Genomic DNA, 26,271 nt, shown 5'->3' with positions numbered 1-26,271 from the left:
TAAAAGAATTAATAATAATTCATGTTACGAACCAAAAAGATTCTTACTAATCGTAAATAGTAACAAAAACATCACACATCAGAGTGCTGGCACACAGTACGCCAAGAATAGTTATGTAAAAGAAGTTTTCATAGTTAACGTCATTAGCTTTTTGTAAGTTTTTTTAACGATTCCTTCAGAATTTCTTCAAAATTTTTATTTTGATAATCAATTTCTTTCAGTACCGCTGTACACTCTTGCTTTTTATACCCCAAATTCATTAGAGCACTTATTACATCATCAACAACACTATTATCAACAACTTGATATTCTTCAATATCACCCAACTTATCTTTTAATTCCAAAACAATTCGTTCTGCGGTCTTCCTTCCAATTCCTGGTATTGTAGAAAGCCTTACAGCATCTCTTGATAAAATACATTCTTTCAATTTTTCAGTATCAAAACCTGACAAAATAGCAAGTGCCAGTTTAGGCCCAATCTTGGAAACTTTATTTAGCAAATTAAAAATTTTTTTCTCCCCTTCTGTTAAAAAACCGTATAAAAAAATTCCATTATCCTTCACAAATTGTTGAATAAGAATTAATACTTCACTTCCTTCAGAAGGGAGACTTGAATATGTAGTTAAAGATACATAAATCTGATACCCTATTCCACAACTTTCAACTACAATATAATCCGGTTTTTTAACAGTGAGAATACCCTTAATATAATTTATCATAAAGTTTCCCGTTTAAAAACACACCTAAGCATATAGCACAAGCAAGAGCATCTGACGCATCATTTAAAACACCATCAAGAGTGATACCAAGCTGCATCTCTACCATCTTTTTAACCTGATTCTTATCTGCCTTACCATACCCAACTACTGCCTTTTTAATCTGCAAAGCTGTAAACTGATGAACATTCACACCTTTGCTAAGCAATGTAGCAATAATAGCTCCCCTTGCAACACCTAAACTTATAGCTGTCTTAACATTTACAGAATAAAAGCTATCTTCTAGAGCTGCATATTCTGGTTTATATTTTAAAACAAAATCTTCTATTTTGTTTACAAGATTTTTTATCTTATCAACGGGTTCAATACCCTGTTTATTCTTTATTACAGAATAATCTATACAGTTTAACTTATTATCTTTATTCTCTAATATACCTATACCTGTCTTATTTAGGCCGGGATCAATTCCAAATATTATCAAATAATTATGCCCCCATCTCCTCCATTACTTTATCTTCTATGTCAAAATTAGCATATACTTCCTGGACATCGTCCAAATCTTCAAGAGCTTCAATTAAAGCCAGCAATTTTTTAGCATCTTCCCCTTCAACTTTCACTGTATTTTTAGGTCTCATAGTTAGCTCAGCATATTCAATGGCAATCCCTTTCTCTTCCAGAGCTTTCTTAACATTGTAATATTCAGATGGTTCAGTAACTACTTCATAATTTTCATTCTCTACCTTCAAATCTTCTGCCCCAGCCTCAAGAACAATATCCATCAATGTATCTTCATCTATAATATCTTTCTTAATCCCAATAATACCTTTCTTCTCAAAAAGCCAAGATACACATCCAGCCTCACCTAAGCTTCCACCTTTTTTTGTGAGAGTACTTCTAACCTCTGCCACTGTTCTATTTTTATTGTCTGTTAAAGCCTGAACCATTATAGCCACACCACCTGGGCCGTATCCCTCATAAATTACATCTTCATAATTTGCTTCATTACCTTCACCAGTTCCTTTTTTGATTGCCCTTTCAACATTCTCTTTTGGCATATTTGCAGCCTTTGCCTTTTCAAGTGCTACTCTCAATCTTGGATTCATTTCTGGGTCACTACCGCCCATTTTGGCTGCAACGGTAAGTTCTCTTGCTATTTTAGTAAAAATTTTACCTTTCTTTGCATCCTGTGCTGCTTTTCTATGTTTTATATTAGCCCATTTACTATGACCTGCCATTAAAACCTCCTAAATTTTAGTGCGCTTGTATATAAATTAATTCTATCATATTTTCAATAAAAAGATTACTGGCGTCATCCCATTTTTTTCAAAGTCTTAAATTTATGAGTTTATGGAAAAACATTTTTCGGGTTCAAGTTCCCATAAAACCGCCACGGATGGCGGTTTTAGAGGAACTTGCCTCGGAGCAAAACTGGACGTTTTGCAAGAATGAGAAAAATGTTTTTCCATAAACACTTCAATATAATTTTCTGATACATCTATATAATTTAAAACAATTTCCAAAAAAATGGGGTGACTCCAGATTTTTATAATATAGCATTAACCTTATCCTTAACCTATTTTAAACTCTTAACTTTGAGCCGTAAACCTTAACCTTTTTCTACTTCCCCATTTCCCAACTTCTCTATTTCACCCTTCTTTCACAAAATGGGGTAACATCAGATATCAATTTATTAGCTTTTTTCAGCAAAACATAAATAAAGTTAGCCCTCATATAAAGGGCTAACTCAGATTATTAAACGGTATCACTCAGCATTTTTTTATTACCTTTTCTACTCATATATCTATTTAGTGCATGCAAGTAAGCTCTTGCACTGGCCACGACTATATCTGTGGAATAACCTTTTCCTGTTATTTCAACACCAGAATCTTCAAATTCAACACTAACTACCACTTCACCCTGAGCGTCTTTTCCGGCAGTCACAGCATTTATCCTGTATTTTTTAAGCCTACCTTGTATACCAGCTATCCGCTCAATTGCTTTAAAAGCTGCATCCACAGGTCCGTCACCGATTGATGCATCAACAATAACGTTGCCATCATCTTTTAAAAGCTCCACTGTTGCAGTAGGTATGGCATTAACACCACTCACTATTGTAAGATTTTCCAAAGAATAATATTCTTTCACCTTGCTCATCTGATTTTCCACGATTGCTTCTAAGTCCTCATCATATACCTCTTTCTTCTTATCAGCCAGCTCCTTAAATTTTGCAAAAGCTATCTCTAGCTGCTCTCTTGAAAGCTCATAGCCCAGTGATCTCAGCCTTTCCATAAAAGCATGACGGCCAGAGTGTTTACCAAGTACCAGTTTATTAGAAGGAAATCCCACACTCTCTGGAGTCATTATTTCATAGGTTGTTCTTTCTTTCAACACACCATCCTGATGAATACCAGCTTCATGAGCAAAGGCATTTTTCCCAACAATTGCTTTATTTGGCTGCACATCAACACCTGTAATTGAAGTCAAAAGTCTGCTAGTCCTATAAATCTCTTTTGTATTTATATCAGTATGAACATAATTAAATTCATCCTTCCTTACATTCAAAGCCATAACTATTTCCTCTAAAGATGCATTTCCAGCTCTTTCACCTATACCGTTAATTGTACATTCCACTTGTCTCGCACCTGCTGCAACAGCTGCAATGGAGTTTGCGACAGCAAGACCAAGGTCATTATGACAATGAACGCTTATAATGGCCTTATCAATATTTGGAACTTTATTTAAAAGAGTACTTATAATCTTTTCAAATTCCATAGGCACAGTATAACCAACTGTATCAGGAATATTTACAGTTGTTGCCCCAGCATCAATTACCACTTCTACTATTTTACAAAGAAAATCGAGATTTGTTCTTGTAGCATCTTCTGCACTGAATTCCACATCATCACACAAATTTCTAGCAAATTTTACAGCATCTCTCGCAATTTCAATTACTTCATCAGGGTCCTTTTTAAGCTTATACTTCATATGAATATCCGATGTTGCAATAAAGGTATGGATACGCGGTCTTTTTGCCTCCTTCAAGGCTTCCCAGCCCACTTCAATATCCTTTCTGTTTGCTCTACAAAGTCCAGCAACTGCAGGATTTTTAACTGTTTCAGCAACCCGCTTAACTGCCTCAAAATCTCCAGGCGAGGATATAGGAAAACCTGCTTCAATGACATCCACCCCTAACTTTTCAAGCTGAATAGCCATCTTTACTTTTTCATCAACATTCATGCTAAAACCAGGTGCCTGTTCACCATCTCTTAATGTGGTGTCGAAGATTATCAACTTCTCACTCATTTTATAACCCCCTAGCGTAGTTAATCTAAAAAAAAAGGCCTCAGCCCTGAAGGCTGAGGCCTTTATATGCTAATCTGCACGGCCTTCTTTGACCTCCAGGGCCCGATACTTCAAAAATTTTAATAGTTGGAGGAGAAGACCAGAAAAAGTGTATCCAATAAAGAAAACAAACAGAAATATTTCTGGATACATTCCAATAACAAATATAAAAAGAGCAAACCCTACCAATAAGCTAAAAGGTTTTATACCATGTAACTCAAGCTTTTTAAAACTGTAATACTTCACATTACTCACCATCAAAAATGCAAGCAGATATATAAACAAAACAAAACTTAATGGGATTGATATACCTTCAGGTTTACCAAAAACCTCTTTCACAAAAAGAACACTAGATGCAATTACACCAGCTGCTGCAGGTATTGGCAATCCTATAAAGTATCTATTATCAATCTTTTTGGTCATAACATTAAACCTTGCTAATCTCAAAGCTCCGCAAGCAACAAAAAGAAAAGAAGCCATCCACCCAACTCTACCATAAGGCGTTAAAACCCATTTATATATCAATAATGCTGGAGCAAGGCCGAATGCTACTAAATCGCTCAATGAGTCCATTTGAATACCAAATTCGCTTGTTGCATGAAGCATCCTTGCAACTTTCCCATCAAGCCCATCAAATACAAAGGCAAAAATTATAGCATAAGCTGCTAATACAAAATTGCCATTAATACTCGCAATAATAGAGTAGAAACCAGAAAATAAGCTCAATAATGTTATAAAGTTTGGTAGTAAATATTCACGTTTAATCATTTATTTTCAAACCTCGCAATTATAGATTCGCCAGCCTTAACCTTGTCATTTAAATCCACAACAATATGTGCATTAACAGGTAAATAAAGATCCACTCTTGAAGAAAATTTAATAATGCCTAATCTCTCACCTATCAATGCTTTATCCCCGGGCTTCAAATATGACACTGTTCTGCGTGCCACAAGACCTGCAACCTGTTTTATTATCACTTCGCCATATTCAGTAATCATCTTTATAATATTTTGTTCATTTTCTATAGAACTTTCAGGCTTATTTGCTGCTAAAAACTTTCCTGGTTTATGCTCAACACTAACAACCTCACCTGTAAGAGGAACCCTGTTAACATGCACATCAAACACATTCATAAATATTGATATTTTTTTAAATTCTTGTCCATCTACTTTCTCTTCACTAATATCAACAACCTTTCCATCCGCAGGAGAAACCACAATCCCTTCAAAAGGTGGAATATCCCTTTCAGGATCTCTAAAAAACCACACAAACAGCGCAAGCAAAATAATTATCATTAACAGAAGCAGTTGCTTAGGGATAATTAATACCACCAAAAAAGCAACAACAGCTGTTAAAATAAATGGAAAACCTTCTTTTGCTATCAACTAAAACTCCTTTTTTCGGTTATTATAATTCACAGATTAAATATTAGCAATAGAAAAAAATGGGGGCAAAAGCCCCACCTTAATTTTTCTCTGTATCAACTATTTTACTTTTACCAAGCCAACTCATCATTTCTCTAAGTTTCTTACCCACAATCTCAATCTGATGATTTTCATCAGCCTTTGTCAAGGCATTGAACACTGGTCTTCCTGCTTTATTTTCCAACAGCCATTCCTTTGCAAACTGGCCACTCTGAATCTCATAAAGAACCTGCTTCATATTTTCTTTCACTTCAGGTGAAATAACTTTTGGACCTCTTGTTAAATCTCCATACTGAGCCGTATTACTGATGGAATATCTCATATTTGAAATTCCACCTTCATAAAGTAAGTCAACAATAAGTTTTACTTCGTGAAGACACTCAAAATAAGCCATTTCAGGTGCATAACCAGCTTCTACCAATGTTTCAAAACCATATTTAATAAGCTGAGTTAAACCACCACATAGCACAGCCTGCTCACCAAAAAGGTCAGTTTCAGTCTCCTCTTTAAATGTGGTCTGTAAAATCCCAGCTCTTGCACCACCAATTGCAGCAGCATAAGAAAGAGCAACTTCTAAAGAATCATCGCTATAATCCTGAGCAACAGCAACGAGACACGGAACACCACCACCTTTTTCATATTCAGCACGTACAAGATGCCCTGGTCCTTTTGGTGCTATCATAATTACATTTATATATTCAGGAGGAACAATCTGCCCAAAATGAATATTAAAACCGTGCGCAAAAGCTATATAATCTCCCTCTTTAAGATAAGGAGCAATTTTCTCTCTGTATAGATCACCCTGAGTTTCATCAGGAGTAAGAATCATAATAACATCAGCCCATTTTGCGGCTTCTTCCACTTCCATCACTTTTAAACCAGCTTTTTCAGCCTTCTCCCAGCTCTTACTCCCCTTTCTCAAACCAACAGCCACATCTACACCGCTATCTTTGAGATTGTTGGAATGACCATACCCTTGGCTTCCATAACCAATTACTGCTACTTTTTTGTTTTTAATTAAATCAAGATTTACATCTTTTTCATAAAATACCTTCATCCTTCCACCTCTTAAATATTTTTATATTTTATGATGTTTTGCTATAATCAGGCGTTGCTTTACTACCTCTTGCTATAGCAACAAAGCCCGTTTTTATTACTTCAATAATTCCATAAGGCTCTAACACCTTTAAAAATGCTTTATTTTTATCATCTGTCCCAGTTATTTCAACAATAAGTGATTCACCTGTAATGTCAACAACTTTCCCCCTAAAAGTATTAACAATGTTAAAAATATCAGGTCTTGTTTTAGAGGTTGCATGAACTTTCACAAGCATCATCTCACGTTCTATGTGATCCATAGGGGTTACATCGCGAACTTTTATCACATTTATTAGTTTTCTCAATTGCTTGATTATCTGCTCTATTATTCTCTCATCACCACTCGTTACAATTGTCATTACTGAAAATCTTGGGTCATGAGTTGTATTTACAGATAAACTCTCAATATTATATCCTCTACCACTAAAAAGACCTGCAACTCTCGATAAAACACCGAATTTGTTTTCCACTAACACCGATATAATATGCCTCATATTAGTCCCCCAATATCATTTCATTTAAAGCAGCACCGGCAGGCACCATAGGGAAAACATTTTCTTCTCTATCAACTACAAAATCCATAAGAACAGGTAAATCCTTAATCTTCATAGCTTCCCTTAAAATTGGTTCTACATCTTCTGGTTTTTCAGCTCTAAACGCTGGACATCCATAACTTTCTGCAAGCTTGAGAAAATCAGGCTGACATTCCAAACAAGAATATGAATATCTGTTATTATAAAAGAGACTCTGCCACTGTCTAATCATCCCTAGAAATTTATTATTTAAAATTGCAACCTTAACACCTACTCTATACTGAACAGCTGTACAAATTTCTTGCACGTTCATAAGAAAACTACCATCTCCTGCTATATCAAATACTTCCTTTTCTGGCCTACCAATTTTTGCTCCAATAGCCGCAGGAAAACCAAACCCCATTGTTCCAAGACCACCGGAAGATATAAATTGACGATGATCTTTAAATTTGTAGAATTGTCCTGCCCACATTTGGTTCTGTCCAACTTCAGTACAGATAATAGCATCACCCTTTGTCACTTCATATATCTTCTCAACCACAAATTGTGGTTTAATAACTCTATTACTCCTTTTATAACTAAAAGGATGCTCACTATCCCATGCTTTTATCTGCTTCAACCAGGACTCTCTCTCTTTTGCACGTCTATCCCAATTGTAATCACCTAGATATTTAGACATCTGGTCCAATACTACCTTACAATCTCCCACAATCGGTATATCTATAACCACATTTTTACTAATGGATGCCGGATCGATATCAATATGAGCAATTTTTGCATTTGGAGCAAAACCATCCAATCTACCTGTTGATCTATCAGAAAAACGAGTACCTATAGCAATAATAAAATCTGTTTCTGTCATTGCCATATTTGAAGCGTAATTACCATGCATACCAAGCCAGCCAATAAAATTGGGATGATCACCTGGAAAACCGCCAAGCCCCATAAATGATGAAATCACGGGCAAATTAATTTTTTCCACAAACTCCACAAGCTCTTTAGTGGCACCACTAATCCTAACACCACCCCCCATATAAACCACAGGTTTTTTTGCAGATTCCAATGCTTTTAATAACTTTTTAATTTGCATTGGATGTCCTTCATAGTTTGGATTATAACCGAGCAATTCTACTTTTTCAGGATATTTAAACTTCGTTTTTGCTGCTACAACATCTTTAGGTAAATCTATAACTACCGGCCCAGGTCTCCCTGTCCTTGCAATATGAAAAGCTTCTTTAATTGAAGGAGCAAGTTCTTTTATATCTTTTATTAAATAGCTATGCTTCACGATAGGTCTAGTAATTCCTATAATATCTGCTTCCTGAAAAGCATCCCCACCAATCAAAGATGTAGGTACCTGACCAGTAAAAACCACTAATGGAACAGAATCCAGATACGCGTTAGTAATGCCTGTTACAAGATTTGTAGCTCCTGGCCCACTAGTAGCCATACAAACACCCACTTTACCTGTTGCCCTGGCATACCCGTCCGCAGCATGAATCCCGCCCTGTTCATGTCTTGGTAAAATATGTCTAATATCAGTATCAAATAATGTATCATAAATACCCAGTAAAACCCCACCTGGATATCCGAAAATTACATCTACATTTTCTTTTTTTAAACATTCAACTAATATTTCGGCACCTGTCATCATAATTTTCTCCTACTGCAATTTTTTAAAAATAGCTCCTTCAGCGGCACTACTAACATTTAAAGCATACTTATACAGATAACCTGTTTTAATTTTAGGCTCAGGTTTAACCCATTTCTTTTTTCTCTCTTCCAGTTCTGTATCTGAAACAAGTAGTTCAATCTTTCTCTCTCTTATATTGATATAAATTTCATCGCCCTCCTGAATCAAAGCAATGACTCCGCCTTCGGCGGCCTCAGGAGAGATATGCCCGATACAGGGTCCCCTGGTGCCACCAGAAAACCTCCCATCCGTAATGAGAGCAACTTTATTTAACCCTAAACCTGCAATGGCTGCTGTAGGTGCAAGCATTTCCCTCATACCAGGACCACCTTTAGACCCTTCATAACGTATTACCACCACATCACCATTTTGAATTTTTCCACCCATAATGGCATCCATAGCCTCTTCTTCAGAATCGAAAACTTTTGCTTTGCCTGTAAATTCTAACATTTCAGGATCCACAGCAGATTGTTTCACCACGCAACCATCAGGAGCAATATTTCCTTTCAATACTGCTATTCCACCCTCTTTATGATATGGATTATCTATCGGCCTAATCACATCCTCATTAAAAACAATTGCAGACTTTGCAATTTCCTTTACTGTCTTCCCCGATACGGTAAGATTATCTTCAACTAACATTTCAAGTCTTTTCAAAACTGCAGGTATTCCTCCTGCATAATCTAAGTCTTCCATGAAAAACTCGCCACCTGGTCTCAAATTGCTAATATGAGGAACTTTTTTGCTTAACTCATCAAACAACTCCAAATTAAGTTTCACACCAGCTTCATGTGCAATTGCAGGTAGATGCAATGTAGTATTTGTAGAACCTCCAAGGGCCAAATCCACAATAACTGCATTCCTAAAAGCCTTCTCATTCATAATATCCCTTGGCCGTATATTATTCCTTACAAGCTCACATATTTGCACACCACTATCAAAGGCAATATGCTTTTTCTTTGACATTATAGCTAAAGCCGTCCCACAACCTGGCAAACTCATTCCCATGGTTTCTGTAAGACAAGCCATCGTATTTGCAGTATAAAGTCCTTGGCATGACCCTGCCGAAGGACAAGCACATTGCTCTAAATTACTCATCTCAAAATCATCAATTTCACCTTTTTTATATTTTGCCATCGCCTCAAATGTATCTCTTACAAAAGACCTTCTTTGCCCTCTCCAGTGTCCACTTAACATTGGTCCGGCAGTTACAAAAATTGAAGGAATATTTAGACGAGCAGCTGCCATTAACATGCCAGGAGTAATTTTATCACAGTTTGTCAAAAAAACTACACCATCAAGCTGATGAGCTTCCACCACGCACTCTATTATATCAGCAATTGCATCTCTACTGGGTAAAGAATAATGCATCCCTTTGTGCCCCATTGCAATACCATCACAAATCCCTGGTACTGAGAACAAAAATGCATATCCCCCACCAGTATGAATACCTTTTTCAATAAATCGCTCCAAATCTCTCATCCCTGAATGGCCAGGAATTAAATCAGTAAAACTAGAACAAACCCCTATAAAAGGTCTGTTCATTGAGCTTTTTGGCACTCCACTTCCATGTAAAAGTGCCCTATGTGGAGCTCTTTCCAACCCTTTTTTTACATTATCACTTCTCATAAAGATCTCCTGTTAAATCTTACTTAAAATTGTTCAATAATTATCACACTAAAACTTTATTTTCAATTATTTTTTTCTGGTGTCACCCCATTTTTTGCAAATAAGGAAATGTAAGGTAGTAGGGGTAGTAAAAGTTGTAGGAGTTGTAGCAATAAAGAACAGCTAGTGAATCGGTAAATCGTTTTAAGTTTTAAGTTTTAACGTTCCAACGTTCTAACGCCTTAACATGTAAACGTTCCAACGTTGAACTTTGAACGTTGAACGTTGAACTTTGAACCTTGAACGTTGAACTTTGAACCTTGAACATTGAACTCCCCCCCATTTCCCTACTTTCCTATCTCACTAATCCCCATAAAAATGGGGTGACACCAGTATTTTATTTTATTTTTAACGCCATCATTGTAATATCATCTTTTTGTTTTGTATCGTTTGTAAACTCAAGTAATGATTCATAAATATATGCTATCAAATCGTTTGGAGATGTTCCACAATTATTTATAATAACTTTTTCAAGTCTCTCATAGCCAAAAAACTCACCTTTTTCATTCTCTGCTTCTGTAATCCCATCGGTATAGAGAAAAATCATATCATTTGGTTGAAATTGAGTCTCAGATTGAGAATATTTATAATCTTTCAATACTCCCAATAAAAGATCACCCTCTGTTAATTCAAATGATTGAGATTCTCTACATATAACGGGTTTAGGATGACCTGCATTTGTGTATATTATCTTTTGATTCTTAAAGTCTACTCTCAAATAAACCAGAGTTATTATAAATTCTAATTTTTCCAAATCCTCATAAATTTCACTATTCAGTTTAGTAATTATATCTTTTGGCTCACAATCTGGATTAGTGGCTATAATACTTTTCAATAAAGTCCTAACCTCTGACATTATAAGGGCGGAAGCAACATTATGTCCAGAAACATCCGCTATAACAATATCTAATATATTATCAGAAATCTCGAAATAATCATAATAATCCCCACCAACAAATTCATAAGTGTAACAAACACCTGCAAATTCTACATTTGGTATATCAGGTGGTTTATCAGGCAATAATGAACTTTGAATTGTTCTAGCAATTTCCAATTCTTTCGAAATTTCTCTCATTTTTATCAATTCTCTTGTTTGTTCATGGCTTTTAATAGAAAAAGCAATTTGATGAGCAACACTTTCTAGCAATGCAATAAACTCGTTTGTATACATCCCTTTATAAATTTTTGAAAAAAATGAAATAACCCCTTTAACCTCTCCTTCAATAATTAGTGGTAAATGACAAAAAGATATAAAACCGGCTTCTTTAATATCAATAACTTTTTCATTTAGAGCAATCAAATCGATATCATTAATAGCAATAGGTTTTTTCTCTTCAATTGACTTCCCTAAAAAAGTATCTTTTACTTCTTCAACAGTTCTATCTAAATCCAAGTTCTGAGCCAGTTGACCAGCGTAAGCTGTCATCTTTAACACATTCCCTTTCATGACTCTTAAAACAACCAAATCAAATTTAAAAGTTTTCTTTAACAAGTTTAAAGACTTGATAATTTTTTGATTCAAACCACCAGTACTTGAAAATATCTTAGAAATTTCTAGTAATACATTTAGCTCAGACACCCTTTTTATTAACGTATCTTTAGATTCACTAATAGAATATGAAACCAAATCTTTAAAAATATCAATAACTTTATCCTCACCTTTACCAAGCATCTCAAGATAAGACTCCACTACTAATTTTGAAGCACTTGGTCCAACTACTTCCGAAATAATCTTTTCAGTGTAATCCCTTAAGTCAGCAATATCAGCTAGGGTTAGCTCACCAACACCTTTTCCTCTCATTTCAAGATGAGATTTTAATTTTTCTTCAGCAATCTTTTCCCCAATAAATTTAGAAAGGAGCGAATGTATATCCTCATAACTCAAATCAACAATAGTTTTCTTTTTTACTTTCAATAGTTCTCTTAAATAAAATTCTTTTTCGAATATAAGAGATGTTTCAATTTCAGTTTCTGTTTGTTTAGTGTAAAGAGAAACTATTACTATAGCCGTAATATTAAAAAACATACTCCAAAAAAATGAATGAGACCATATATCTAAACTATCCAAACCAAATAAAGAGTAAGGTCTTAAAAAAGAGAGACCAAACAGTCCATCAAACATAATTTTTTCAGATAAAATACCAGCATTCACCATATCTGGAACAATCAAAGTATAAAACCATATTAAAAAACCTGTTATTATACCTGCAATAGCACCTTTTTCATTAACCTTACTCCAAAACATTCCTAAAAATACTGTAGGAGCAAACTGGCTTACTGCAGCAAAAGATGTTAACCCTATACTGACAAGAGAAAAATGAGCCCCAATATATTTATAGTAAAAAAAACTAACTAACACTATCAAAACAACGAGTAATCTTTTAAAAAAGATAAGAATGTATGTTAAATTAATCTTTACTAGTTTTTTTACAAATAAAGGTACCAAAATATTATTTACCACCATATGTGTAATACTGACTGAAGAAACAATAATCATACCAGAACCAGCAGCCAATCCACCTAAATAAACTAACAAAGCAAACAAATATTTGTGATTTGAAACAAAAATATTAATAATATAGTAATCTGGATCTCCTGTGTTGTTAAATATCAAAATTCCTGCAAAGGCGATAGGTACAACGAATAAATTAATCAAGAAAAGATAAAGAGGAAACATATACATAGCTTTATCAACATGTTCACTATCCATATTCTCAACAACAGTAACATGGAATTGTCTAGGTAAAAACATTACTGCAAACATACTCATAATCAACATTGTAAACCATTGAAAATAACTGGATGGAGAATCTTTAATAGTTATGAGATCATCAAATTTGTTTGAAATTAAAAAATTAGAATTATCGGCCATTTTATTAAAAATATCTTCAAAACCATTAAACATAAAAAAAGTTATATAAATTCCTGCAACCAAAAAAATTGCAAGTTTTACAATTGACTCAAAGGCAATAATACTTATTAAACCAGGGTGTTTCCTTGCTTCAGTTACATGACGAGTTCCAAAAACAGCACCAATTAAACCTATTGTTAAAGAAAAATAAAAAGAAAAATCTTTTACTAAACTTTGATCATACCTTAAATTTGCTTTCGTAATAATGGCATAAGTTTCATTAATTGCTTTCAACTGCAATGCAATATATGGAATGATCCCAAAAATACAAAATAATGATACAATAACACCTAAATACTTTGATTTTCCGTATCTAAAACTGATAAAGTCAGCAATTGAAGTAATATTATGTTCTTCAGAAATTCTTATTACATGTTTAAGAAAGATCCACCATGTAAAAACAACCAATGTTGGCCCAATATATATAGTTATAAAATCTAGACCAGTAGTTGCTGCTTTACCTATAGAGCCATAATATGTCCATGTAGTGCAAAAAACACCTAAAGTTAAAGAGTAAATATATGGATTAGAAATAAGTTTTTTATTTTTTTTAAAGATTTTTTCCCCATAATAAGCAATCAAAAAAAGTAAACCAAAATAACCAAACGTAATTAAGAGAATAGTATTCATTTCATCTTTTTCTCATTTTCAAGGATTTTACAAAAATAAATACAACTATTATCGAAATAAGCCATCCCAGAAAAAAATATAAATAAATTAAAGGTATCCCTCTCACAAAAATTCTTTTATCAAATATTGTGATGAATGGATAATTAATAAAGGTACATCCAAGCACAAAAAGAAATACCCAGACCGCAGTTATCCTACTCATAATAAAATTATATCATTGAAATACGTTTTATCAACAAAAATATACGACCGGTATCACGTCATTTTCAACACAATAAGTTGTGCAATAACCACCGAAAAACCTCTTTTAGACAAAACTTAGAGTTACACTCTAAAAAGTGAAAATGAGTGTGAAAATGTGAATATAAGTGAGATTGATAATAAAATAAAATTATTTCAAATATGTAAGGACAACCTCTGCGGTTGTCCTTACATTAAAATGCTTTCTCTTAACAAATTTACTCAACAAGTTTTTTTATCTTATCCAGAATATCATCAAAATTAAAGCTATATATCTCAAATACCTGACCTTTAAATGGTATATAAAAGTCACCTTCTTTGTCTTTGTAAATATCAAAAGAAAACTCATCATTTGATGTTTTTACTTTTAAATAACCCACTTTCTTAGCACTATCAGGTAATTTATTATCATCAGCAAATGTGTTTGCTTCCAGTTTTGAAATTAATTTTTTTAATTCATCAACCTTTTCTTTCGCCACTTCCTTCCCATTTAAAACAAATATCTCTCCATTTTTCTCAACTTTCAAAGACTCATTATCAAATTTTAAATCGTATAAAACCACCTCATCATTAAATGAATAAACGGTTTTATCCTTTATTTGATTTACTGTAAGGGGTAAATAGTTTGTAAACGACGCATCTACAAGGAGTATTTTTTCATCACCATCAAGCTTTACATACTGCAATCTGTAAGATTTGTCTTTCTTTCCCAAAACTATTTTATAATTCTTATCTTTACCATTAAGCTCTATGTATTCACCTTTATCCAAACCGTACTGTTTCTCTTCCCCTTTTTCTATGGTCGTAACCACTTCTGTATCTTTAAGTTTATCAACCAGATTATTAATAAGTGTAGAATTGACAGGCCATTCTTCAGGTTTTTCTAAAAACCATTTTTTATTTTTCTTTTTCAGTACAATATCAAGGTCATCGCTTTTATAATGTATTTTCTCAATATTTATATCTTTATCAATCAGATACTCTGTTTTAACCTCATTTTTTTTACCTGTGGCAAAATAGAAAACAACTAGAATTAATGCAATTAACGGGAATAAAATATCCTTTCTTCTCACAGTCTAACCCTCCTTTTCCCAAAAATTCTGATTATAACAAAGCCAATAATAATGACAAACAATGGAGGGGCAAAAAGTATTACGTATTTTAACAATACTGCATTTGCAGGATTATCTATCTTTATTGGATGAAATCTTACAACTTTGCCTCTCAACTCAAGTAATTCAGGGTCAGAAAGCAGAAAATCCACTAAATTTTGCATAAATTTCAAATTATCCCCTGATACGATGTAATCATCCTTAAACATTTCCCCATCAGCAATTAAAATGAGCTTACCTTCCCCTTCTTTTCTGAAATTGTCTTTATATTCATTCAAAGGTTTTTTAAATTCACTAACAAACTTACCTTCCAACATAAAAGCAAGAGGGATTTTTGAATATTTAAAATCATTCAAATCGTATTGCCTATCAAGAGAAACATTGTATGGTTCTTTTTCAAAACCCGCTTTTTCCGATGAAAACATTATCGGTGTAACAATCAAGTGATCTTTTTTATCTATTTTTATCTCCGTAGGAAATATCATATTTACAGCAGACAGCCCTTTTGTAATCATTAACTCTCTATTAAAATTGATTACTTCAGGGAAAAATGGATATTTAACAGCAGTAGTAATAATAAACCCACCAGCATTACGAGAAACATTTATTAGTGTAGCATTTGCATCAAAAACCAGATTGTCGGTCAAATTAACACCATTTTTACTAAAAAACTTCTCGAGCCCTGTCTCCTTTTTAAAAGCATAACCGGATTGAACTGCTCCATCCACTTTATCAACAGCCAAAATCACACTTTTACCTGAAAAAAGAAATTCTTCTATCGGATAAACCTCTTCAGGTTTTAACTCTTCAATAGGAGAAACAAGTATTGCCACATCATACTTTTTATCAATTAATTTGCCTTTTTCGATTTTTACGCTTTCTACTTTATAGTTTTTACTTAAAGCCTCAAAAACTGTTCTCATATTTGAGTATGGATTTGCACTCTTACCGGCATCAATAATTGCAACATACTTTTCCTTTTCACTGCTCATTCTTTTTATCAATGAGGTAAGCTCATATTCAGGTACCCTGATATTTGCAATAACAGGTATCGTTTCCGTTTTATCTTCATAAATGAGAACCGCCCCCATATAAATTTTCTTTATCTGAAGGCTATCACTTTCAATGGCATTTACCTGAACAGGTGGTATTCCATAAAGGTTTGCAGCCTTTTCTATTATTTGAGGAGCATCCTGAATAATATCGATTTTCACCTTGTCAGCTGCCACCGACTTGTATTCATTTAATACATCAAGAAAAAACCTTACAGACGTATTATAGGGGGAAGGAATATCATCACTCACAATTACTTTCACATTTAATGGGCTTCTCAATCTGAATAAAATTTTCTTTGTGGCCTCAGAAACTGTATAAACCTTATTCTCCGTTAAATCTATTTTGTAATAATATCTTACAGCTATCAAGTTTAAAAAAATCACAATTATAATCACCGAAACAAGATTAATCCATCTTCTTACACGCATCTTCCACCTCTCTAGTCGAGCCTAGACTCTATCACATCATTTGCAATATGAAGAAAAAAAGCTATCCCGGTCAAATAATATACCACATCCTGCAACGTAATAACCCCCATAGTAAACTTTTTAAAATGACTTGCTGACGACAAATATAATACCACATTTTGATAAACAGGAGGTAAAAATATGGCAACTCTTTGAAGAAGATAAAAACAGAAAATAAGTGAAAATGATACTATAAATGCGACTATCTGATTGTACGTTATGGCAGAAGCAAAAATCCCTATGGAAACATAAAAAGCTGATAACAAAATAATACCAATATATGTTGCTACCATCTGCCCTACATCAGGGTTACCTATCAGCATTAAAATTATAGGATAAAAAAGTGTCATACCTATAAAGAAAAGCACCGTTATTAAGGATGAAGAAAATTTACCAAATATAAACTGAGAATCTTTAACCGGATTTGTAAGAATAAGCTCAATGGTGCCTTGCTTTCTCTCCTCAGCAATACTTCTCATTGTAATTGCAGGGATAAAGAACATCAATAAAAATGGTACAACTCCCACAAAATCTCTTAACTCAGCCTGTCCAATGAGAAATAGGGTGCTCGAAAAAAACCATCCAGTGATAATTAAAAAGAAAAAACCAAGAACATAAGCCGTTGGATGAAAAAATGTTTGTTTTAAATCTTTTACAGTGATGGCTCTTATTGCCATTTTACCCCTCCACCATTGTAAGCTTTCTGAAAGTCGTTTCAAGGTCATCAAATTCAACTTTCAGTTCTAAAATAAGAATTCCATTGTCAAAACAGTATCTTGAAAGTTCCTTCCTAATGTCATCATCTGTTTTTATTTCAAATCTGTTAGTACCTACTGTCTTCACAACCCCAAACCTTTCAAAAAACTTCTCATTCACATCTCTGTCTACTTCCACAACAACCCTTCTGTTTTTTCCTTGCAAATTCTCAATTTTATCATCAGCCACTATTTCCCCTTTATTAATGATTATCACCCTTTCGCAGGTTTGCTCCACCTCCTGCATTATATGAGTGGATAAAATCACAGTTTTTTCTTTTCCAAGTTCCTTTATCAAATTCCTAATTTCAACAATCTGGTTCGGGTCAAGTCCAGTAGTGGGCTCATCAAGAATTAAAATCTCTGGATCTCCAAGTATTGCCTGAGCAAGCCCCACCCTCTGTTTATAACCCTTCGACAACGTATCAATCTTTCTATTTAGAACATCTTCAATTTTTGTAAGGCTTACAACTTTTTTTATCTCTTCTTTACTATTACCCACCTTCTTTAAATCTGCAAAAAATTTCAAATAATCATAAACTGATAAGTCATTATAAATAGGGTTATTTTCTGGTAAATATCCTATTTTTCTTTTAACATTCATATTATCTACAGAAACATTTTCGCCATCAACTTTTACTTCTCCAGAGGTGGGACTCAAAAAACCAGTGATTATCTGCATTGTGGTGGTTTTACCTGCACCGTTTGGCCCAAGAAAGCCTACAATTTCACCTTTTTCCACATTAAAACTTACACCTTTCAAAGCCTTCACTTCACCATAATGCTTTTCAAGTTTTACAACTTCTATCATGCTTCATCCCTCCATTTTCCCAGAAAAAAATGATAATTTCACAAACAAAAAGTTCACCAAAATTTCTCGAAAGTATCAGGTAAATTTAAATTTGTTTTTAAATTATAATAGTAAACTTGCCCAAGAGAAATACCACCATCATTAGGTGGAACTTTTCTATGAATATATATCTCAAAACCATTTTTTCTCAATAAATCCTTAACCTTTGAAAGTAGCAACAGGTTTTGAAAAACACCACCTGTAAGTGTTACTTTATTTACACCGGAAAACTCTCTGATTTTTTCACACCCTTCTCTTATTATTTCAGCTACACTGTTGTGAAACTTTGCTGCAATCACCTCTTTTTCAACACCAATTAATAAATCTCTGCAAATCCCAGACACAATCCCACCAAAATCTATCTCTCCATCTTCATTAAAATAAAATGGATAACTCCTTTTCTCAGGGGGTCTTTTTTCAGCAAGCGATTCAAGCAACATAGCAGTATGCCCTTCAAACTCATTTTCAACACGCCCAGTTATAAGTGATCCTATCCCTTCAAAAAATCTACCCATACTTGAAGTTTCAATTGTATTAATTCCTCTTTCTATAACTTTGACAAAAAAATCTAACTCATTTATAGTCATATCCCATTTTTTAATAAGCAAATCCTGCATATCTTCCAGCAATCTATACTGATTTAAATACGAAAGTATCATTAAAAACGGCTTTTTCGAAGAAGCATCTCCAACCTGTCTTGCATATTTCAAGTGAAAAACCCTTTCAATCTTATCATCCTTAAAAACAAAAAACTCAGATCCCCAAACCTTTTTATCACATCCAAGTCCAAGCCCATCAAAGGACACACCAATACAGTTATCTTCAATCCCATTTTCAGCCATGCATGAAAAAAAATGCGCAATATGATGTTGCAATTTCAAAACTTTTAAGCCAAGTTCTTCTGCATATATCGACGAATAATAATCAGGATGAAGATCCCTTATTACCACTTTCACATTGGCATCAAAAAGATTTTGTAATTTATGCACAACCTCTTTAAAGAATTCACAACATTTAACATTATCAAGATCTCCAATATACTGAGATGGAAAAATATAATTTTTTTTACCAAGGCTAACACTGTTTTTCAGATGAGCACCAACTCCAAGAACATCTTCTTTAAAATTGTTTTTCAACATAATAGGATATGGTGCAAACCCTCGCCCCCTTCTTAAAACATATATTTCATTTTCAACGAGAGCTGCTACAGAATCATCCACTCTGTTGTGAATTGGCCTATTATGATGTAAAAATCCGCCATTTACAAAAAACAGTGTCTTCTCAGCATCTCTCTCATCTATAACTATAGGCTCATCCTTTTGATTTCCACTAGTGGCTACAATAAAATCAGTCTTTGTAAAATGCATAATCAACTGGTGCAACGGTGTATAGGCAAGCATAATACCTATTTTATCATTCATAGGATTAATATATTTTGACAATGGGTGATCTTTCCAGTTTATTAATATTATAGGTGCTTCTGGAGAGTTCAAAAATCTACTATATACACCTTCACAATTTAGCTTGTATTTTTTTAATGTATCCACATCTTTTACCATCACAGCAAAGGGTTTTTCATTCCTTTTTTTACACTTTCTAAGATAAAGTACAGCATCATCATTTGTTGCATCACAAATTAGGTGATACCCCCCTAGCCCTTTAACAGCCAAAAGAGCCCCTTCATCTATCCTCTTTGCTGCCTCTTTTACCGCAGTAATACCCTTTAAATTATCCATATAAACATCAGGACCACACAACAAACAACAGTTTGGCTGTGCATGAAATCTTCTATTATCAGGCTGATTATATTCCTTTCTACAGTCATCACACATTTCAAAGACTTTCATAGTCGTATTTACCCTGTCATAAGGGATCTTCTCAATTATGGAATACCTTGGACCGCAGTTTGTACAATTTATAAAAGGATAAAGAAATCTCCTATCATTTGTATCAAACAGCTCTCTTTTACAATCATCACAAATTGCTGCATCTGGAGACACAAAGGTAATATCATTTCTTTTTTCAGAATGAAGAATTTTAAAACCATGAAAATGTTTTTCTTCAATTTCTTCGTAGTTTATTTCCACAATATGGGATAAAAGGGGTGCTTCTTTTCTGATTTTATTTATAAACAATTTCAGCAGTTCTTCATTATCAACATTTGCCTCAATTTCCACACCCTTAGTGGAATTTTTCACACAACCTGAAATCCCAAGTTCATTTGCAAGACGGTAAATAAAAGGTCTAAATCCAACTCCCTGAACAATACCTTGAATATTTATATAATAGGTTTTCATTTCTTCCAAAAATGTGGTGTAAAAATCACAAGAACAGTATAAATCTCAAGCCTTCCAATCATCATGGCAAAACTTAAAACCCATTTAGAAAAATCTGAATAAAATGCATAATTTTCAGTGGGGCCAATCCTTCCAAATCCTGGGCCAATATTCCCTACTGTAGCAAGCGCAGACGATAAAGAAGTAACTATATCAATATCTTCCAGAGATATAATAAGCGCTACAGCAAGCACAATGGCAATATAGAGAAAGAAAAAACCGGAAATGGCATACACAATATCCTTCTTTACCACATTGCCACTGAGTCTCAAAGTAAAAATTCCTTTTGGTCTAATAAGGTATTTCATTTCAATTAATGCCTGTTTGAATAAAGTATATATCCTAATAATTTTTATTCCACCCCCTGTTGATCCTGAACAACCACCAATAAACATCAGTAAGAACAGAACCGTGCGGGACATGGCAGGCCATTTTTCATAATCATAAGTTGCATAACCTGTAGTAGTAAGAATAGTGGCCGCTTGAAAAGAGCCATATCTCAAACCACTCCAAATATCACTAAAATGATTTTTAGCTAAATCGTATGTTAGCAGAATAGTTGCTGTAAAAAAAATAAACAAATAAACCTTTAATTCGCTATCTTTTAAAACACTCTTAAAGTTTCCCGTTAATAATCTATAATGCAATGTAAAGTTGATACCAGCAAGAACCATAAATATTGTTATAACATAATCGATATAAACCGAGTTGAAATGCGCTATACTTGCATTTTTTGTAGAAAAGCCTCCAGTAGCCATTGTCCCAAAGGTATGGGTAAGTGCATCAAAAAGATTCATTCCTCCCAAAAGAAGTAATATAGTCTCAAGTGCAGAAAAACCAACGTAAATAAACCATAATAATTTTGCCGTTTCCCCAATTCTCGGCGTTATTTTATCCACAGTAGGCCCAGGTGCTTCTGCCTTTATAAGTTGTAAACCACCTATCCCTAAAAGAGGCAGAATAGCCACAGTCAATACCACAATACCCATACCACCGAGCCAATGTGTCAAAGATCTCCAAAAAAGCATAGATTTTGGTAATCCTTCAATATTTGTAAGAATAGACGCTCCGGTAGTGGTAAAACCTGACATAGTTTCAAAAAAAGCATCAGTAAAAGAAGGAATCGCTCCAGAGATGTAAAATGGTATCGCACCGTCCACAGAAACAAGAAGCCAACTTGCCGAAACTAGAAGAAAACCATCACGAGTCGAGAGAGATTTTTTCATATCACTTTTTGTGATAAAAAATACTATTAATGATAGAGCAAGGGTCATTATTATCGTTATATTAAAAGAATAAAAGCAGCCATACTCCTTATAATACAACGCCCAAAGAGCAGGGAAAATCATAAAAAGTGCAACAACTATCAATAAAACAGAAATAATGTTTATAACTGTTTTTATATGCATATCAGCTAGAAATTAACTCTTCTATTTTATCTACAACATTCTTTAATGCAAAAATGATTATGTTATCACCAGCTAAAATTTTAGAATTACCATCAGGTATAAAATTATCACTCCCCCTGTTAATAGCTACAATTAATGCACCCTTTGGTAAATCGATATCTTTTAACACTTTATTAGCCAAGACACTATTTTCCTTTACAGTAATTTCCATCGCTTCAGCCTTACCATCAAAAATTGAATAAACAGACTTTACTTTACCTTTTCGAATGAATTTTAAAATTGCATTTACTGAGCTAATCTTTGTACTAACAGTTGCATCAATTCCCATCCCTGATGCAAGTGAAAGATAATTTGTTTTATTTACTATGGCAATCGACCTTTTAACACCAATCTTTTTTGCATAAATGGAAGTTAAAATATTCAGCTCTTCGTTACCAGTTGCTGAAATAAGTAAATCATAATTTCTAATATTTTCTTCTTCATAAACATTCTTATCGGTAATATCAGCATTTATAACAAGTAAACTTTCATATTTTTCACTGAGCTCTTTGCATCTATCATAATCTTTTTCCAAAATCATTATATTCTTGCCCAGCGTCAATAAATCCTTTGCAACAAGCTCACCAATTCTACCACCACCCACAATTACCACATCTTTAATCCGTTTTCTCTTAATACCTAGCTTTTTAAAAAGCATTTCAAGATTTTTATCATCACCAACGATATATAAATTATCCCCTTCTTTAATCTTCGTTTCACCAAAAGGTATTAAAATATCCTCATTACGCAAAATACCTGCTACAATAAAATTAAATTTATATTTCTTTCTCAATTCAATTAAGGACATTCCTATCAAGTCTGATTCGTCATCTATATAAACATCTCTAAGCTGAATAGATGTTCCCTCAAACGTAAAAACATCACTGACAGCCCCATGAACAATACTGTTAACAATGCTTTTACTAGCTTCAATCTCAGGGTTAACCAGAAAATCAATGCCACTACCTGATTTATTAAAAAAATTCTTTCTTGAATAATCTAAATTTCTTACACGAGCAATTTTTAGTGGAACATTAAATTCATTTGCCACAATAAAACAGGATATAAGATTTACCTCATCTGAATCAGTAGCAGAAATAAATATATCGCAGTTTTCAATCCCTGCTTCTTCTAGAATATCTATATTATTCCCTGCACCTTTGATAACAATACAATCGAGATGGGCAGAAGTATACTTTACTTTCTCACTATCCTTATCAATCAATACTACATTCTTTTTTTCTGATATCAAATGACTAGCAAGATTGTATCCAACCTCGCCTGCACCAACAATTATGACATTTTTCATGCTGACAACTATAATAAAATGAAATAAAAAATCAAACTTTTTATAACATCAACTTGAATTTTATGATGTTTTATATGAAGATACATATATGAGCATATATTACAAACTGCATGAATATTTCATAGAAAAAATCAATGAAAACGAATTTAAGTGGTATCAACCGGTTGATGAACTCATTTTCAAAGGTAATGCTTTTGTTTTTTCTAAAATAAACTCTATCATTTTATCATCTTATGAAGACATTTTGGAATCAACAGACATCAAACTGTCAGATTTATCCTGGTGGAATAAAACAAAATATTATGCCATTTTATCCGATTCAGGAAATATAACCTTTTATTATGTTAAAAATAATTTGAAAGTTACCGGCAATGAAGAAGAATATTTAAGAAAAAACCTTGGTTGCACATCAAAATTCAGATAATTTCAACAAACCTGTCACTCTGAATTTACTTCAGCTTTTAAATCAATAAATATAAGAGAAACGCGTCATTGCGATCCTTCCGTAGCCGAGAAACAACCTCTTTATAACTGGAATCATCCCAATTTTTACAAATAACCCTATTCATACAAATAGAGGAATACATTTTTAGGGTTCAAATGCCCATAAAACCGTCACGGATGACGGTTTTAGAGGCATTTGCCTCACAGCAAAAATGGATGTTTTGTGAGATTGAGAAAAATGTATTTCCTCTATTTCTTGTAGATTACCAGTTTATTCTCCACTATAACACAAAACTCTATATCAACAATTACCACTATTCACTTTTTACTGTTCACTTATTCTTATTTTGTACCCTCTTTCAAAAGTCTGAAAAAATAGCTGTCTGTCGACAAAAACAGTTTGGTTTTATCATCAAAAGTTTGTTCATAAACTTCTAGTTTCTTTAAAAAATCATAAAAATCAGGGTCCTGGCTAAATGCTTCGGCGTAAATTTTTATAACTTTTGCATCCGTATCACCTTTGATTTTTTGAACTTTTCTGTAAGCCTCAGCTAAAATAATCGTTCTCTCTTTTTCTGTCCTTGCTCTTATCTTTTGAGCTTCTTCACGACCTTCCGATCTATACTGCTTAGCAATTCTTTCTCGTTCTGCTTTCATTCTGGCATAAACAGCTTTTTCATTTTCAGGTGGCAAATCAGCCCTTTTAATTCGTATATCAATAATTTCAATTCCAAAATCTTTAGCTTTAATTCTTGACGCCTTTGTTACATTTCTCATAATTTCATTTCTATTATCTGATACCACATCAATAAGATTATGTTTGCCAAGCTCGATTCTCATTTCTGAGTAAATAATATCATCAATTCTTGCCAAAGCACTTCTTACATCCCTAAAAGCTAGATAAAATTTAAGAGGTTCAACTATTTTCCATCTACAATAATTATCAACAACTAGTGTTTTTTTATCTTTTGTCAAAATTTCAGAGGGTGGAGCATCATATTCCATAAGTTTTTTACTAAAGAAAATAATCTGTTGAGCAAAAGGTATTCTAAAGTAAACTCCTGGTTCTTTTACTGTTTTCTTCGGTTTCCCAAGCTCAGTCACTATAGCATATTCTGTAATATCCACCACGAAAAAGAAACTTTTATACCCAATTATAATCATAAGTAATGCAATTAACAAAAAAGAAGCCTTTTTCATTTTCTCCCCTCCTCTTTGAACTTCTCAAAACCAATAAACGGTGAGAAATTCTTAATTTGTGAATCAAATATATATTTCTCCCCCTTAGAAAAAATCTTATTAATCGTATCTAAATAAAGTCTTTTTCTAGTGATTTCAGGTGCTAGTTTGTAACTTTTCAAAGTTTCAAGAAACCTATACGCATCCCCTTTTGCCATTTCAATTTTTTCTTTTTGATAAGCCTCAGCTCTCAAAATCATGGATGCAGCCTTAGCCCTTGCTTTAGGTATAATCTCATTTGCATAAGCTTCAGCCTCATTTATATACCTGTTTTTATCTTCCCTTGCACTTGCAACATCTTTAAAATACTTAAGTACTTGACTAGGGGGCTCCACATCCTGCAATTGAACAGCAACAATTTTAACACCCACACCATAGTCATCTAAAAGCCTTTGCAAAATTTTCTGAGTTTCAATTTGAATCCTATTTTTACCTGTAGTTAAAATCTCATCAATTCTTTCCTTACCTGCCACTTCCCTAATAGTTGATTCTGCCGCATCCTTAATAGTCTTAGGAACATCAATGACATTATAGAGATATTTTGCTATATCATAAATTTTATACTGAACAATAAAATCGATATTTACAATATTTTCATCTCCAGTCAGCATCAAGGACTCTTCTTTGACAGTTCTGTAAGTTCCACTTTTCATTGTTCTAAAGCCAATCTCAATTCTATGAACCTTTGTAACTTCTGCTTTATCGATGGTCTCAATGGGATAAGGAAAATGATAGTGTGGACCTGGTCCCACAATCTTGATAATTTGCCCAAATCTTTTAACCACTGCTTGCTCATTTGGTTTAACAATAAATATCCCTGACAACAACCAAACCAATAAAATTAGCACCAAAATAGCAATTACTACTGTCCCTTTAAATCTAAAGTTAGGTAATTTTAATTCTAGCTTTTCATCCCCCCAGGGATTTTTATTCTGTGTCATAATTCCTCCATTATCTAAACAACGAATGTTACTAATATAACCTCATTTCATTTTATTAC

The 26,271-nt window shown here is 33.5% G+C and carries 22 protein-coding genes; 1 reads left to right on the top strand and 21 read right to left on the bottom strand.

The genetic code is table 11. From position 1 onward, the window contains the following. Positions 1-143 precede the first annotated feature (143 nt). The 19 genes from ruvA to trkA all read right to left on the bottom strand — a co-directional run bounded on the left by ruvA (position 144) and on the right by trkA (position 23,588). Positions 144-719, bottom strand: a complete 576-nt coding sequence (gene ruvA, locus FHQ18_RS06345; protein WP_149266329.1) for a Holliday junction branch migration protein RuvA — start codon at positions 717-719, stop codon at positions 144-146. Further along, entirely contained in the window at positions 703-1,197 is a 495-nt protein-coding gene (ruvC, locus tag FHQ18_RS06340; RefSeq protein ID WP_149266328.1) for a crossover junction endodeoxyribonuclease RuvC, read from the bottom strand. Before ruvC ends, ruvA begins: the two co-directional genes overlap by 17 nt. 4 nt (positions 1,198-1,201) lie before the next feature. Next, positions 1,202-1,951 (bottom strand): YebC/PmpR family DNA-binding transcriptional regulator, encoded by a 750-nt coding sequence (locus tag FHQ18_RS06335; RefSeq protein ID WP_149266327.1) that lies wholly within the window; start codon positions 1,949-1,951, stop codon positions 1,202-1,204. 517 nt (positions 1,952-2,468) lie between these two features. After that, a complete protein-coding gene (locus FHQ18_RS06330; RefSeq protein WP_149266326.1) occupies positions 2,469-4,019 on the bottom strand; it encodes a 2-isopropylmalate synthase in 1,551 nt (516 codons plus the stop codon). 69 nt (positions 4,020-4,088) lie between these two features. After that, positions 4,089-4,826 carry a CDP-diacylglycerol--serine O-phosphatidyltransferase gene (pssA, locus tag FHQ18_RS06325; RefSeq protein WP_149266325.1) on the bottom strand — a complete coding sequence of 246 codons (738 nt, stop codon included), beginning with the start codon at positions 4,824-4,826 and terminating at the stop codon, positions 4,089-4,091. Then, positions 4,823-5,443 carry a phosphatidylserine decarboxylase family protein gene (locus FHQ18_RS06320; RefSeq protein ID WP_149266324.1) on the bottom strand — a complete coding sequence of 207 codons (621 nt, stop codon included), beginning with the start codon at positions 5,441-5,443 and terminating at the stop codon, positions 4,823-4,825. Before FHQ18_RS06320 ends, pssA begins: the two co-directional genes overlap by 4 nt. 79 nt (positions 5,444-5,522) lie before the next feature. After that, a complete protein-coding gene (gene ilvC, locus FHQ18_RS06315; RefSeq protein ID WP_149266323.1) occupies positions 5,523-6,539 on the bottom strand; it encodes a ketol-acid reductoisomerase in 1,017 nt (338 codons plus the stop codon). A gap of 28 nt (positions 6,540-6,567) precedes the next feature. Continuing rightward, a complete protein-coding gene (gene ilvN, locus FHQ18_RS06310; RefSeq protein ID WP_149266322.1) occupies positions 6,568-7,074 on the bottom strand; it encodes an acetolactate synthase small subunit in 507 nt (168 codons plus the stop codon). A 1-nt stretch (position 7,075) separates the two neighbouring features. Further along, positions 7,076-8,767, bottom strand: a complete 1,692-nt coding sequence (ilvB, locus tag FHQ18_RS06305) for a biosynthetic-type acetolactate synthase large subunit (RefSeq protein WP_149266321.1) — start codon at positions 8,765-8,767, stop codon at positions 7,076-7,078. 9 nt (positions 8,768-8,776) lie between these two features. After that, positions 8,777-10,435 carry a dihydroxy-acid dehydratase gene (gene ilvD / locus FHQ18_RS06300; RefSeq protein WP_149266320.1) on the bottom strand — a complete coding sequence of 553 codons (1,659 nt, stop codon included), beginning with the start codon at positions 10,433-10,435 and terminating at the stop codon, positions 8,777-8,779. 376 nt (positions 10,436-10,811) lie between these two features. Further along, entirely contained in the window at positions 10,812-14,015 is a 3,204-nt protein-coding gene (locus FHQ18_RS06295; RefSeq protein ID WP_149266319.1) for a SpoIIE family protein phosphatase, read from the bottom strand. A 1-nt stretch (position 14,016) separates the two neighbouring features. Beyond that, positions 14,017-14,217: a hypothetical protein gene (locus FHQ18_RS06290; RefSeq protein WP_149266318.1), complete on the bottom strand. Its 201-nt coding sequence runs from the start codon at positions 14,215-14,217 to the stop codon at positions 14,017-14,019. A gap of 256 nt (positions 14,218-14,473) precedes the next feature. Beyond that, positions 14,474-15,328 (bottom strand): DUF4340 domain-containing protein, encoded by an 855-nt coding sequence (locus FHQ18_RS06285; RefSeq protein ID WP_149266317.1) that lies wholly within the window; start codon positions 15,326-15,328, stop codon positions 14,474-14,476. Continuing rightward, positions 15,325-16,851, bottom strand: a complete 1,527-nt coding sequence (locus tag FHQ18_RS06280; protein ID WP_149266316.1) for a GldG family protein — start codon at positions 16,849-16,851, stop codon at positions 15,325-15,327. Before FHQ18_RS06280 ends, FHQ18_RS06285 begins: the two co-directional genes overlap by 4 nt. A gap of 11 nt (positions 16,852-16,862) precedes the next feature. Next, positions 16,863-17,567, bottom strand: a complete 705-nt coding sequence (locus FHQ18_RS06275) for an ABC transporter permease subunit (protein ID WP_188020359.1) — start codon at positions 17,565-17,567, stop codon at positions 16,863-16,865. A 1-nt stretch (position 17,568) separates the two neighbouring features. After that, positions 17,569-18,456, bottom strand: coding sequence for an ATP-binding cassette domain-containing protein (locus tag FHQ18_RS06270; protein WP_149266314.1), 888 nt, complete (start codon positions 18,454-18,456; stop codon positions 17,569-17,571). A 53-nt stretch (positions 18,457-18,509) separates the two neighbouring features. After that, on the bottom strand, positions 18,510-20,792 hold the full coding sequence (gene hypF, locus FHQ18_RS06265; RefSeq protein WP_149266313.1) for a carbamoyltransferase HypF: 2,283 nt from the start codon (positions 20,790-20,792) through the stop codon (positions 18,510-18,512). Next, complete coding sequence (locus FHQ18_RS06260; protein ID WP_149266312.1) at positions 20,789-22,240, bottom strand: TrkH family potassium uptake protein; 1,452 nt, start codon at positions 22,238-22,240, stop codon at positions 20,789-20,791. Before FHQ18_RS06260 ends, hypF begins: the two co-directional genes overlap by 4 nt. Position 22,241: 1 nt before the next feature. Next, positions 22,242-23,588 (bottom strand): Trk system potassium transporter TrkA, encoded by a 1,347-nt coding sequence (gene trkA, locus FHQ18_RS06255; protein WP_149266311.1) that lies wholly within the window; start codon positions 23,586-23,588, stop codon positions 22,242-22,244. A gap of 88 nt (positions 23,589-23,676) precedes the next feature. On the opposite strand from trkA, the gene FHQ18_RS06250 reads away from it, so the two are divergent. Beyond that, entirely contained in the window at positions 23,677-24,012 is a 336-nt protein-coding gene (locus tag FHQ18_RS06250) for a hypothetical protein (RefSeq protein ID WP_149266310.1), read from the top strand. A 362-nt stretch (positions 24,013-24,374) separates the two neighbouring features. On the opposite strand, the gene hflC is transcribed toward FHQ18_RS06250, so the two are convergent. Then, complete coding sequence (gene hflC / locus FHQ18_RS06245; protein WP_149266309.1) at positions 24,375-25,232, bottom strand: protease modulator HflC; 858 nt, start codon at positions 25,230-25,232, stop codon at positions 24,375-24,377. Further along, positions 25,229-26,212 (bottom strand): FtsH protease activity modulator HflK, encoded by a 984-nt coding sequence (gene hflK, locus FHQ18_RS06240; RefSeq protein ID WP_149266308.1) that lies wholly within the window; start codon positions 26,210-26,212, stop codon positions 25,229-25,231. Before hflK ends, hflC begins: the two co-directional genes overlap by 4 nt. Positions 26,213-26,271: the final 59 nt, after the last annotated feature.

The sequence above is a fragment of the Deferribacter autotrophicus genome, assembly GCF_008362905.1.
In the GTDB taxonomy this organism is placed as follows: Bacteria; Chrysiogenota; Deferribacteres; order Deferribacterales; family Deferribacteraceae; genus Deferribacter; species Deferribacter autotrophicus.
This window is presented reverse-complemented; position numbering and strand designations above follow the sequence as displayed.

Coding starts and splice junctions, on each gene's coding strand:
- ruvA (WP_149266329.1), bottom strand. CDS start 719: ATGATAAATTATATTAAGGGTATTCTCACTGTTAAAAAACCGGATTAT.
- hypF (WP_149266313.1), bottom strand. CDS start 20,792: ATGAAAACCTATTATATAAATATTCAAGGTATTGTTCAGGGAGTTGGA.
- trkA (WP_149266311.1), bottom strand. CDS start 23,588: ATGAAAAATGTCATAATTGTTGGTGCAGGCGAGGTTGGATACAATCTT.
- FHQ18_RS06275 (WP_188020359.1), bottom strand. CDS start 17,567: ATGGCAATAAGAGCCATCACTGTAAAAGATTTAAAACAAACATTTTTT.
- ilvN (WP_149266322.1), bottom strand. CDS start 7,074: ATGAGGCATATTATATCGGTGTTAGTGGAAAACAAATTCGGTGTTTTA.
- FHQ18_RS06295 (WP_149266319.1), bottom strand. CDS start 14,015: ATGAATACTATTCTCTTAATTACGTTTGGTTATTTTGGTTTACTTTTT.
- FHQ18_RS06260 (WP_149266312.1), bottom strand. CDS start 22,240: ATGCATATAAAAACAGTTATAAACATTATTTCTGTTTTATTGATAGTT.
- ilvC (WP_149266323.1), bottom strand. CDS start 6,539: ATGAAGGTATTTTATGAAAAAGATGTAAATCTTGATTTAATTAAAAAC.
- FHQ18_RS06330 (WP_149266326.1), bottom strand. CDS start 4,019: ATGAGTGAGAAGTTGATAATCTTCGACACCACATTAAGAGATGGTGAA.
- pssA (WP_149266325.1), bottom strand. CDS start 4,826: ATGATTAAACGTGAATATTTACTACCAAACTTTATAACATTATTGAGC.
- hflC (WP_149266309.1), bottom strand. CDS start 25,232: ATGAAAAAGGCTTCTTTTTTGTTAATTGCATTACTTATGATTATAATT.
- FHQ18_RS06290 (WP_149266318.1), bottom strand. CDS start 14,217: ATGAGTAGGATAACTGCGGTCTGGGTATTTCTTTTTGTGCTTGGATGT.
- FHQ18_RS06250 (WP_149266310.1), top strand. CDS start 23,677: ATGAGCATATATTACAAACTGCATGAATATTTCATAGAAAAAATCAAT.
- FHQ18_RS06280 (WP_149266316.1), bottom strand. CDS start 16,851: ATGCGTGTAAGAAGATGGATTAATCTTGTTTCGGTGATTATAATTGTG.
- FHQ18_RS06335 (WP_149266327.1), bottom strand. CDS start 1,951: ATGGCAGGTCATAGTAAATGGGCTAATATAAAACATAGAAAAGCAGCA.
- FHQ18_RS06270 (WP_149266314.1), bottom strand. CDS start 18,456: ATGATAGAAGTTGTAAAACTTGAAAAGCATTATGGTGAAGTGAAGGCT.
- ilvD (WP_149266320.1), bottom strand. CDS start 10,435: ATGAGAAGTGATAATGTAAAAAAAGGGTTGGAAAGAGCTCCACATAGG.
- hflK (WP_149266308.1), bottom strand. CDS start 26,212: ATGACACAGAATAAAAATCCCTGGGGGGATGAAAAGCTAGAATTAAAA.
- ilvB (WP_149266321.1), bottom strand. CDS start 8,767: ATGATGACAGGTGCCGAAATATTAGTTGAATGTTTAAAAAAAGAAAAT.